The organism is Anaerostipes sp. AF04-45, from assembly GCF_003461725.1.
Lineage (GTDB): Bacteria > Bacillota > Clostridia > Lachnospirales > Lachnospiraceae > Anaerostipes > Anaerostipes caccae.
In genome coordinates, this window is record NZ_QTXQ01000003.1 from 234,122 (window position 1) to 245,014 (window position 10,893).

The window sequence follows — 10,893 nt, forward strand, 5'->3', positions numbered from 1 at the left end:
CCTTCTATCTGCACTTCTATGAAATAGTAGTGTCTTCGCCATCTTCAAAGTTCCCCTCTTTAAACCCTAAAGCTCCCAGGGAATTTTCGTTTTCTTCATAATTATTAAATACGCTGTCGCCTTCGATCATCGGTTTCAGGTCCTGGTTGGTGTCAGCCAGGTCTACATTTTCCTTGATCTCGACTTCCTCCGCATTTTCATCGAGTACCTTGACATCTAATGCCAGAGACTGGAATTCTTTCAGCAGTACTTTGAAGGATTCCGGAATACCCGGCTCAGGAATGTTATCGCCTTTGATGATCGCTTCGTATGTCTTCACACGTCCGATGACATCATCGGATTTCACTGTCAGGATCTCCTGCAGTGTATAGGATGCCCCATATGCTTCCAGGGCCCAAACTTCCATCTCTCCGAAGCGCTGTCCGCCGAACTGCGCCTTACCTCCCAGCGGCTGCTGGGTAACCAGAGAGTACGGTCCGGTTGAACGTGCATGGATCTTATCATCAACCAAATGGTGGAGTTTCAGGTAATGCATGAATCCGATCGTAACAGGGCTGTCAAACTCTTCGCCGGTACGTCCGTCTCTCAGCCTTACTTTTCCAGTACTGTCGATCGGCACGCCTTCCCAATCCTTTTTGTGATCCTGATTTTCTCTTAAATATTCAATCACTTTATCGTCAACGCGGTCTTTCCATTTCGCCTCGAAATCTTCCCAGCTGGTGTTGGCAAAATCATTGGCCATTTCCAGTGTGACAGCAATATCATCCTCGTCAGCTCCGTTGAATACCGGAGTTGCAACGTTAAATCCTAATACTTTTGCCGCAAGGGACAGATGGATCTCCAGCACCTGCCCGATGTTCATACGTGACGGCACACCCAGCGGGTTCAGCACGATATCCAGCGGACGTCCGTTCGGAAGGTACGGCATATCCTCCACCGGAAGGATACGGGAAATAACACCCTTGTTACCGTGACGGCCGGCCATCTTATCTCCCACAGAAATCTTTCTCTTCTGTGCGATATAGACGCGGACTGTTTTATTTACTCCAGGAGGCAGTTCGTCTCCGTTTTCTCTTGTAAAGATCTTGGTATCCATAACGACACCGTAAGCTCCGTGAGGAACTCTCAATGAGGTATCGCGGACTTCTCTGGCTTTTTCACCGAAAATAGCACGGAGCAGGCGTTCTTCCGCTGTAAGCTCTGTCTCTCCCTTCGGTGTTACTTTTCCGACTAAGATGTCACCCGCACGGACTTCTGCTCCGATACGGATAATACCGTTTTCATCCAGGTCTTTTAATACGTCTTCACTTAATCCTGCCAGGTCCCTTGTGATCTCTTCTTGTCCAAGTTTCGTATCACGGGCCTCTGCCTCGTACTCTTCGATGTGAACAGAGGTGTACACATCTTCCTGTACCAGACGCTCGCTCAGCAGGACAGCATCCTCGTAGTTATAACCTTCCCAGGTCATAAATCCGATCAGAGGATTTTTACCGAGTGCCATCTCTCCGCTCTTTGTGGAAGCTCCGTCTGCAAGGATATCATCCTTTTTCACACGGTCCCCCTCGAAAACAATTGGACGCTGGTTCATACAGTTCCCCTGGTTGCTCCTTGCAAATTTAATTACATTGTAAATGTCTTTGCCGCCGTCAGAGTCTCTGCGCACAACGATTTTTGTGCTGGTAGATTTCTCCACCACTCCATTGTTTTTCGCAACGATACATACACCGGAGTCAAAGGCTGCCTTGGATTCCATACCGGTTCCCACCACAGGTGCCTCTGTGGAAAGCAGCGGAACGGCCTGACGCTGCATGTTGGACCCCATCAGTGCACGGTTCGCATCGTCATTTTCAAGGAACGGGATCATTGACGTAGCCACTGAGAATACCATCTTAGGAGATACATCCATCAGATCCAGATTTGCCTTATCAAACTCTGAAGTATCTTCGCGGAAACGGCCGGATACATGGGCGTGAACAAAATGTCCGTCCTCATCCAAAGGCTCATTCGCCTGTGCTACGACAAAATTATCTTCTTCATCTGCGGTAAGATATACAACATTGTCCGTAACAACTGGATTTTCAGGATCTGTCTTATCCAATACACGGTACGGAGCTTCGATGAATCCATACTCGTTGATCCTTGCATAAGTCGCCAGAGAGTTGATCAGACCGATGTTCGGACCTTCCGGGGTCTCAATCGGACACATTCTTCCATAATGAGAGTAGTGTACGTCACGCACCTCGAATCCCGCACGGTCTCTGGACAATCCTCCAGGTCCCAATGCAGAGAGACGGCGCTTGTGTGTCAGCTCAGACAGCGGATTGTTGTGATCCATGAACTGAGAAAGCTGGGAACTTCCGAAGAATTCCTTCACTGCTGCGGTCACCGGCTTAATATTGATCAGAGACTGTGGTGTGATCGTCTCGATATCCTGAGTCGTCATTCTCTCGCGGACAACTCTTTCCAGTCTGGAAAGACCAATCCGGTACTGATTCTGTAACAATTCTCCCACCGCTCTGATACGGCGGTTGCCTAAATGGTCGATATCATCATGGTTTCCGATATTGTATTCCAGATGCATATTATAGTTAATAGACGCTAAAATATCTTCCTTTGTAATGTGTTTCGGAATCAGGTCGTGAATGTTCTTTTTCACTGCCGCTTTTAATTCATCACCGCTTAAACCTTCTGCCAGAATCTTTTCCAGCACAGGGTAAAATACATTCTCATGGATGCCAAGTTCTTCCGGATCAAAATCTACATATTCAGCCAGGTTTACGGTCATATTAGATAATACTTTTGTATTGCCGAATTCAGTCTGGATCAGCACACTCTGAACCGCAGCGTTCTGGATCTTATCTGCCAGTTCCAGTGTAACTTCGGTTCCTGCTTCCGCCAGGATCTCTCCCGTGGAAGTATCAATCACGTCCTCTGCAAGCATATGGCCGGTAATGCGGTTTCTGAATGCCAGCTTTTTATTGAACTTGTAGCGTCCGACTTTTGCCAGATCATAGCGTCTCGGATCAAAGAACATGCTGTTGATCAGGCTCTCCGCGCTGTCCACGGACAGAGGCTCACCCGGACGGATCTTTTTGTATAACTCTAATAAACCGTCCTCATAGTTGTCAGACGGATCTTTCTCCATACTTGCAAGAATCTTCGGCTCTTCTCCGAATAATTCTTTGATCTCCGCATTGGTTCCGATTCCGAGAGCACGGATCAATACGGTAATCGGCACTTTCCTTGTACGGTCCACGCGCACATTAAAAATGTCATTGGAGTCTGTCTCGTACTCAAGCCATGCACCGCGGTTTGGGATCACGGTCGCAGAGTACAATTTTTTACCAATTTTATCATGGGCAATTCCATAGTAGATACCAGGAGAACGCACCAGCTGACTGACAATAACACGTTCCGCTCCGTTGATCACAAATGTCCCCGTATCTGTCATCAAAGGTAGGTCGCCCATGAAAATGTCGTGCTGTTTGATTTCATCCGTTTCCTTATTATGAAGTCTTACTTTCACCTTCATCGGAGCGGCATATGTGGCATCCCTCTCCTTACACTCTTCGATGGAATACTTGATATCATCCCTGCACAGCTTAAAATCGATGAATTCCAGGCTAAGCTGATCGCTGTAATCCCCAATTGGAGAAATGTCCTCAAATACCTCTTTGAGTCCTTCCCCCAAGAACCAGTTGTAAGAGTCCTTTTGAATTTCAATAAGGTTCGGTACTTCCAAGACGTCATCTTGTCTCGCATAACTCATCCTTATGCTCGTACCCGATTTCATTGGTTGAATTCTGTTTTTTTCCATGGACGTGTTCACCTCTTGATTTCTACATGGTTTATATACTACTTCTGATTGTGCGAATCTCTCACAATTTATATAACGAAAAAAAGGCTCGGCTATGGGCATACAATCCCATATTAAAGCATCGCCTAATAATACCACAGTGTCTATGCCGTGTCAAGCACAAATTTCAATAGACGCAAAAAGAATCGGACTGGCATGGCCAGCCGATTCTTTCATGAAGTTTTCTTACATTAGATATGAAACAAAGAACTATTTTAAAGTTACTTTTGCTCCTTCGCCTTCTAACTTAGCTTTGATGTCTTCTGCTTCTGCTTTAGATGCAGCTTCTTTGATCACTTTAGGAGCTCCGTCAACTAATTCTTTTGCTTCCTTTAAGCCTAAGCCAGTTACTTCACGAACGACTTTGATAACTTTAACCTTAGCTCCGCCGATCTCTGTAAGCTCTACGTCGAACTCATCTTTTTCTTCAGCTGCTGCACCGTCTGCTGCTCCGCCTGCTGCTACAACAACACCTGCTGCTGCAGATACACCGAATTCTTCTTCGCATGCTTTTACTAAATCATTTAATTCTAATACTGATAAACCTTTAATAACTTCAATAATTTCCTGAGTTGTCATTTTTATTTCCTCCTAATAATTAATTTAATGTAAACCGCTGATTACTCAGCAGCTTCTGCTGTTTCTTCTGCCGGAGCTTCTCCGTCTTTCTCTGCGATCTGTTTAATAACACGAGCAAAGTTTGTAATCGGAGACTGGATGCTTCCGAGGAATTTTGCAAGTAATTCGTCTCTTGACGGAATGCTTGCGATCACCTGTACGCCGTCTTTGTCATAGAAAGTTCCTTCTACGACTGCAGATTTCAGGCTGAATACTTCAATGTTCTTTGCGTATTTTGCTAAGATCCTTGCCGGTGCAGTTGCGTCTGTTTTGGAAACAGCGATCGCAGTCGGTCCGGTAAGGTCAGCAGACAACGGTTCAAATTCCGTATCTTTTACCGCAAAACGAATCATTGTATTTTTGTATACCTTGTACTCTACACCTGCTTCTCTTAATTCCTTACGCATTGCTGTATCTTCTTCTACAGAGATACCACGGTAAGAAACTAAAACTGCTGACTGAGCATCTGTAAGCAATTCTTTGATTTCGTTAACGATAGGTTGTTTTAATTCTACTTTTGCCATAATGAATGGTGCACCTCCTTGATTTATTTTAGTGTACCGCCGCTTGGATCCAAATTCCGCAGAATTTTCTATAAGAATAAGAAAAGCCCTTTGTCCGCAAAGACAAAGGGCACAATTAGCTCAATACTAATCATCATCCTCGGCAGGCCGTTCTACGTTACGCCATACGGCGCCTGCTGTCTTCGGCAGTGATACTTGTAGTAATATATCATACGGTGCTGAAAACGTCAACTGGTTTTTTGAAATTTATTGAGTAACCTTTAGTTCCATCGCCTCTTCCGCAAATACCTCCATCAGATTATAGTGCTCACCTACATTTGTAACTTCAAAACGGCCTGCGCAAAAACAAAGCCAGGGAAATTCCCCTTTCATTGTATAAATCAAATCAAAAATATATAAGTCTGTTGTTTTAAACGTAGAGTGGTAGCCTGATTGTTGTGCATGCGTAAATTTCTGTCTCAGAAAAAATTTCCTAATTTTTCGGTAGGATTTTTGTGGATTTTTTGTGGAGAAATATTTCTCTAAAGCTTTCATTTTAAGGTCAAAATAAATTGCTTTATAATATTTCTTTTCTCCAGATGGCATTATGCAACACTATCCCTTTTTGTATAAAAATACAGTACATCCTCCACCGAATAGTCCTCTTCATCCGCACCATCATCACTGTTATACCACATCCATTTTATTACATAATCCATAAACCAATCTTTTTCTTTCAGCCGAGGGATGATTCCTCCAAAAGCACCATAGTCGCTCGGATGGCCTTTTCCACGAAAAACTAGTGTACCATCGCACTCTTGAATCATGGGTATATCATGTTTTAAAAAACTTTTCTCCAGTGTTCGATATATACTGTTTGCATCATATTTATGTTCCGACTTAATTTTGGATTCGTCCAATTTGATCTCTAACTTTAACATGACATCCTCCTTGTTTTTTATTTTATTATAACCTTCCAACACTTGTTTGTCAATATTTTACATTTGCAATTCAAGTCTGTCGCTGCTATACAAAAAAACCGATCGGTATACTCCCTGGAGTTCCCTGATCGGTTTTTGTCTTACTTATATTCTTTTAATTCTTTTTCATTCATGATCACTGTGTCGGCCTCAACTGTCTTTCCGTATACCGGAAGCAGAGTCTTCTTATAATCCTTCTCAAAGAATCCTTCCTTTGTAAGCTTGGTGATCTCATCATCGATCCAGCCTTTCAGGTCATCATTTCCCTTTTTGACAGCCGGTGCGATAAAGTCATGCTCGCCGAGAGATTTGATCCCTGTGGTAAACCCTTTATTCTCCCTTGCCCATGCATATACCAGTGTATTGTCATGTGCCAGAGCAGCTCCTCTGCCGTCCTTCAATGCGTTGAAAGCTTCCGTATTCTGATCATATTTTAAAAGCTCAATATCCGGATACTTCTGTGTGAAATAAGTCTCCGCAGTGGTTCCCTTGTTGACGATCAGCTTCTTTCCTTTTAACTGTTTTACATCGGTAATAACTTTTCCGTTTGGAGAAACCACACCGAGAGAAACTTTCATATATGGAAGTGCATAATCCACGACTTCCTTTCTCTCGTCAGTGACCGTAAAGTTGGCAAGGATCACATCTACCTTATTGCTCTGTAAGAATTCCACGCGGCTCGCCGCTTCTACCAGCACAAATTCCACCTTGTTTTCATCTCCAAGCAGATCTTTTGCGAGACGGTGGGCAAGTACAACATCGTATCCCTGATTCTTTCCGTTTTTATCTACATATCCGAACGGAGGTTTATCACTGAATACACCGACCTTGATCTTACCGTTCTTCTTGATCTGTTCTACAGAAGACTGATTATCACTTTTTTCTGATTTTTTGTTTCCGCAGCCCGTCATCAGCCCTATAGCCATGCTGAGAACTGCCAGTACTACTAAGATTCTGCTAAATTTCTTCATCTTTTTTCATCTCCTCAAAATTAAACATGTTTAAAAACTTCTTTGCCCGTTCTGTCTGCGGATGTTCAAAGAACTCTTTCGGAGTATTTTCCTCCACAATGCGTCCCTCGTCAATGAAGATCACCCGGTCAGCCACAGCCTTCGCAAACTGCATCTCATGGGTCACGATCGCCATGGTCATCCCCTGTTTTGCCAGTTCCAGCATAACGTCGAGGACTTCCCTTACCATCTCCGGATCTAACGCTGCTGTCACCTCGTCAAACAGCATGATCTCCGGATTCATACAGAGAGATCTGACGATTGCCACTCTCTGCTTCTGCCCGCCGGACAGCTGTCTCGGGTAGGCATCCTTCTTCTCTTCCAGTCCGACTCTCTTGAGCAGGGCAACCGCCATCTCTTTTACCTCTTTCGGGTCTCTTTTCTGTGCTTTCGTAGGACCGAGAAGGATATTGTCCAGAATGGTCATGTGGGGAAAAAGATCATAACTTTGAAATACCATGCCGATCTTCTGGCGGATCAGATGCCACGGCACTTTCCCGTCCGAAAGGCTCTGCCCGTCCAGGCTGATCTCTCCGCCCTGAAATTCTTCCAGTCCGTTGATACAGCGAAGCAGTGTACTCTTTCCGCATCCGGAAGGCCCCAGAATAACAACTACCTCTCCCTTATTTATATCAAAAGAGATATCTTTTAATACCTCTGTCTCCCCAAATGCTTTTTTCAGATGACTGATCTTCAATAACTCATTTCCCATTTGCTAACTCCTAACTTTGCCATTTTGCTTCCAGCCTCTTAGCCACGATGGAAATCGGATAGCAGAGGATGAAGTATAAGAAAAATATAAATCCATAGACCCAAAGCGGTGCCGCAGGAGTATTTAAAATACCTCCCTCAATAATCTGCTGTCCGACTTTCAGCACCTCCACCACACCGATGATCACGACAAGCGATGTCGTTTTTACCATCCTTGTGGCAAGATTAATCGCACCGGGAAGGACTCTTCTTACAGTCTGCGGAACTAAAATGTAGCGGTAGATCTGCAGCTTCGTGAGTCCCAGGGACAGGCCGCTCTCCGTCTGATGCCTCGGCATGGAAGTCACGGCTCCCCGCACAATGTCTCCCATCTCCGCAGTTCCCCACATGGTGAACACTACAATAGAAATAAACTCACCTTCCAGATGGATGCCCATAGCCCTTGTAAGTCCGAAGTAAAATAAGAACAGCCACACCAGAATCGGAATAATGCGGATAGCCTCCAGATAAAGCCGGCAGACCGCCTTGACGATTAGATTCTTTGAGGTCATGATGATCCCGAATATCACCCCGAATATCAATGAAAGCACGACGGCCACCAGGGCAATCTTAATGGTCACAGCCAAACCGGACATGAGCCGTGCCATATTTTGTCCTTCAAATAAAATATTAATTCCCGAAGCCAGCATACCGAGCCTTCCTTTCTAACACACTGAAAATAATTGAAATTGGAAGCAAAATAATTAAATATGCAACAACGAGCATAAACAGCGCTTCATTTGTTTTATAATACATGCCAATCAAGTCTTTGGCTACAAACATCAGGTCCGCAAGAGCAATCGCACTGAACACCGAGGTCTCCTTCAGAAGAAAGATCACATTAGCCCCCACCGACGGCATGGCAATAGCCAAAGCCTGCGGCAGTATAATATAACGCATCAGCTGAGGCTTTGTGAGCCCGATGCTCAGACCGGATTCTTCCTGGATCTTATTGACTGCCTCCAGCCCTCCGCGGAAAGCTTCTGACATATAGCTGGCACCGAGAAACGTCAGTCCGATCACAGCGATGACAAACGCATTTAATTTAATTCCGATCTTGGGCAGTCCATAGTACAGAAAAAACAGCTGGATCAGCAGAGGCGTATTTCTGGAAAGCTCTATATAAATTCCTACAATCCTATTCAGCACAGGAACTCTATAATAACGGACCATAGAACATAAGAATCCGATCACCACTGACAGCACGACGCCCAGGGCTCCGATTCCCAGCGTTAGTTTCATTGCCTCTATATAGAGAGGTATATTTCGTTCTATAAATAACCAATCCATTTTTTGTCCCTTCTATATTTCATACTTTTTTGGTATGTATTATATGAAATAGTATAAACTCCATTTTAAACCTTGTCAATATAAGACATCCGAAATTAATCGTACATTTTTCTATGGGAAAAGTCAACTTTTGTATTCACTTCTTTCCTTTAGTCTATGCCTTTTTCAAGAGAAAGTTCGTTATGTAAAACTTTCCCTCTGTGAAACAGAGAAAAAAGGAGGCAGTATCCTATGCTGCCCCCTCTGGTTCTGCTCTTCCTGTTATTTTAACAGTTCACTGAAGGGCCGGTCAATATCCTTCACTTCTATCTTATGACTGCCATTTCCCACAGCAGCAAACTTTCTTTCCGTATATACCGGCATTGTAAGACTCTCATTGAGAATTTTTTCATCGATCTCTTTACACACTTTGCCTGCTTCTTTTAAATCTTCCGCCTTTTTAAGCCGGGCATTCAGACTTACAAGTTTCTCATCCTGAAAGTTTCTTTCGTCCAGAAATGCTCCCACTGAGGTCAGAGAAGGTATGGCTGCATTGCGGTAATAGAGGTCATAGTTTCCGGAATCCGTCGTCTTGACAATGATACCTGCCGCTTTCATATCTTTGGTAAACTGCTGTACAAATAAATCCGCATACAGGATGCCGTCCGCTTTCAGAGTGAGAGACAACTCCTTTCCGCCTTTTTCAAAGATCCCCTTTTTATTCTTCTCATACCCCGCATTTTTCAGACATTCCTCTGCCTTTTCCTTAGAGTAAGGATACATTTCCTTTTCCGCTCCGGCCATAAAGCTTCCTTCCTTAAAATTAGAAAAAGCTGCCTGCCCGCTGTCTCCCAGAGAGTCTGTCACAAATCTCTCTTTCTGAAAAGCATAGCAGACTGCCTGCCGCACTTCTTTTTTGTTTACTGCCGATTTGCTGTCCGATTTAAAATCCAAAACTGCCTGTACATCACTGCTTCCGTGATACAGGGTAATCACCCCGGATTTCTTAAGGCGGGAGATCAGGCTTTTGTTGGCCTGGAACTGTGTGATATCCACATTTCCCTTCGTGAGCATTGCCTCGATATTATTGCTGTTGATATTTTTGACAAGAATATTTTTCTCCTTGACTTTCCCGTCATAATAATTCGGGTTGGCTTCCAGAGTCATCGGAAGGTTGGCCGGCTGTCCCTTCAGCATAAATGCGCCGGTATATAAGTACTTGTTTTTTGCCCTGTTGGCCGTTCTGCCGATCCCTCCCGTAAACAGATACATATTGGCCGGGTCCGGCTCGGTAAAATGAAATACAAGCGTTATATCATCCTTGACTTCAATCCCTTCCATATCCTCTGACTGGGTCAGTTTATTTGAATCATAGCCTTTGAGTCTTGCAAAACAGTCACGGAAACCAAAGGAAGATCTTCCGTCTCCAAGCAGCAAAAGATCTTTTTTCACATCGGCGGCGGCAAGTTTTGATCCGTCACTGTATTTCAGTCCGTCTTTTAATCTGACTGTATATGTTTTCCCTTTCGAAGAAACATCGATGTCTTCTGCCAGGATATAATCTATTGAGCCGTCCTGCTTAATCCTGATCAGAGGAGAAAACAAAAGATCGGAAAGGGTCTTCTCTCCTGAATATTCTGCAAACGCCGGATGAAGGCCTCCCTGGTAGTTCTGGATACCTACTGCAGTTTCCTCTCTTTTTTGTCCCGCAAGTTCCTTTTCCGCTTTGTAAAGCACCTCTGCGGAATCTTCTCCGCTGTTCGTCATAAAATATACGGCAATCCCCAGGATCACCGCGGCGGCAAAGGCCACGGCCACTCGATTTCTCTTTTTCTGTAAAAAGTCTTTTGCCTTTTCCAACGTTCTCCCTCCTGTTGTCTTCGTCATTGAGAAAAACATCCATCACA

The 10,893-nt window shown here is 44.3% G+C and carries 10 protein-coding genes and 1 other annotated feature; all 10 genes read right to left on the bottom strand.

Annotated elements, in window-relative coordinates; genetic code table 11:
* Nucleotides 1-16: 16 nt before the first annotated feature.
* Complete coding sequence (gene rpoB, locus DWV34_RS06245; RefSeq protein ID WP_118475730.1) at nucleotides 17-3,817, bottom strand: DNA-directed RNA polymerase subunit beta; 3,801 nt, start codon at nucleotides 3,815-3,817, stop codon at nucleotides 17-19.
* Between the two features lie 249 nt (nucleotides 3,818-4,066).
* Nucleotides 4,067-4,435: a 50S ribosomal protein L7/L12 gene (gene rplL, locus DWV34_RS06250; RefSeq protein WP_006568218.1), complete on the bottom strand. Its 369-nt coding sequence runs from the start codon at nucleotides 4,433-4,435 to the stop codon at nucleotides 4,067-4,069.
* Nucleotides 4,436-4,476: 41 nt separating this feature from the next.
* A complete protein-coding gene (gene rplJ / locus DWV34_RS06255; protein WP_009290157.1) occupies nucleotides 4,477-4,998 on the bottom strand; it encodes a 50S ribosomal protein L10 in 522 nt (173 codons plus the stop codon).
* 70 nt (nucleotides 4,999-5,068) lie between these two features.
* Nucleotides 5,069-5,202, bottom strand: a sequence feature (ribosomal protein L10 leader region).
* A 42-nt stretch (nucleotides 5,203-5,244) separates the two neighbouring features.
* Nucleotides 5,245-5,583: a hypothetical protein gene (locus DWV34_RS06260; protein ID WP_118475732.1), complete on the bottom strand. Its 339-nt coding sequence runs from the start codon at nucleotides 5,581-5,583 to the stop codon at nucleotides 5,245-5,247.
* Nucleotides 5,583-5,918, bottom strand: a complete 336-nt coding sequence (locus DWV34_RS06265; RefSeq protein WP_009290159.1) for a hypothetical protein — start codon at nucleotides 5,916-5,918, stop codon at nucleotides 5,583-5,585. Before DWV34_RS06265 ends, DWV34_RS06260 begins: the two co-directional genes overlap by 1 nt.
* 140 nt (nucleotides 5,919-6,058) lie before the next feature.
* Nucleotides 6,059-6,928, bottom strand: a complete 870-nt coding sequence (locus tag DWV34_RS06270) for a cysteine ABC transporter substrate-binding protein (RefSeq protein ID WP_006568214.1) — start codon at nucleotides 6,926-6,928, stop codon at nucleotides 6,059-6,061.
* Nucleotides 6,915-7,679, bottom strand: coding sequence for an amino acid ABC transporter ATP-binding protein (locus DWV34_RS06275; protein ID WP_006568213.1), 765 nt, complete (start codon nucleotides 7,677-7,679; stop codon nucleotides 6,915-6,917). Before DWV34_RS06275 ends, DWV34_RS06270 begins: the two co-directional genes overlap by 14 nt.
* Before the next feature lie 10 nt (nucleotides 7,680-7,689).
* Nucleotides 7,690-8,367 carry an amino acid ABC transporter permease gene (locus DWV34_RS06280; protein ID WP_006568212.1) on the bottom strand — a complete coding sequence of 226 codons (678 nt, stop codon included), beginning with the start codon at nucleotides 8,365-8,367 and terminating at the stop codon, nucleotides 7,690-7,692.
* The gene (locus DWV34_RS06285) at nucleotides 8,348-9,007 is read right to left on the bottom strand and encodes an amino acid ABC transporter permease (RefSeq protein WP_009290161.1); all 660 of its coding nucleotides are present in this window, start codon (nucleotides 9,005-9,007) and stop codon (nucleotides 8,348-8,350) included. Before DWV34_RS06285 ends, DWV34_RS06280 begins: the two co-directional genes overlap by 20 nt.
* Before the next feature lie 261 nt (nucleotides 9,008-9,268).
* The gene (locus DWV34_RS06290; protein ID WP_022261112.1) at nucleotides 9,269-10,846 is read right to left on the bottom strand and encodes an ABC transporter substrate-binding protein; all 1,578 of its coding nucleotides are present in this window, start codon (nucleotides 10,844-10,846) and stop codon (nucleotides 9,269-9,271) included.
* Between the last annotated feature and the right edge of the window lie 47 nt (nucleotides 10,847-10,893).

Bases quoted from the DNA above. Each gene is read 5' to 3' on its own strand.
- DWV34_RS06265 (WP_009290159.1), bottom strand. From the start codon at position 5,918: ATGTTAAAGTTAGAGATCAAATTGGACGAATCCAAAATTAAGTCGGAA.
- DWV34_RS06260 (WP_118475732.1), bottom strand. From the start codon at position 5,583: ATGCCATCTGGAGAAAAGAAATATTATAAAGCAATTTATTTTGACCTT.
- rpoB (WP_118475730.1), bottom strand. From the start codon at position 3,817: ATGGAAAAAAACAGAATTCAACCAATGAAATCGGGTACGAGCATAAGG.
- DWV34_RS06285 (WP_009290161.1), bottom strand. From the start codon at position 9,007: ATGGATTGGTTATTTATAGAACGAAATATACCTCTCTATATAGAGGCA.
- DWV34_RS06280 (WP_006568212.1), bottom strand. From the start codon at position 8,367: ATGCTGGCTTCGGGAATTAATATTTTATTTGAAGGACAAAATATGGCA.
- rplJ (WP_009290157.1), bottom strand. From the start codon at position 4,998: ATGGCAAAAGTAGAATTAAAACAACCTATCGTTAACGAAATCAAAGAA.
- rplL (WP_006568218.1), bottom strand. From the start codon at position 4,435: ATGACAACTCAGGAAATTATTGAAGTTATTAAAGGTTTATCAGTATTA.
- DWV34_RS06270 (WP_006568214.1), bottom strand. From the start codon at position 6,928: ATGAAGAAATTTAGCAGAATCTTAGTAGTACTGGCAGTTCTCAGCATG.
- DWV34_RS06275 (WP_006568213.1), bottom strand. From the start codon at position 7,679: ATGGGAAATGAGTTATTGAAGATCAGTCATCTGAAAAAAGCATTTGGG.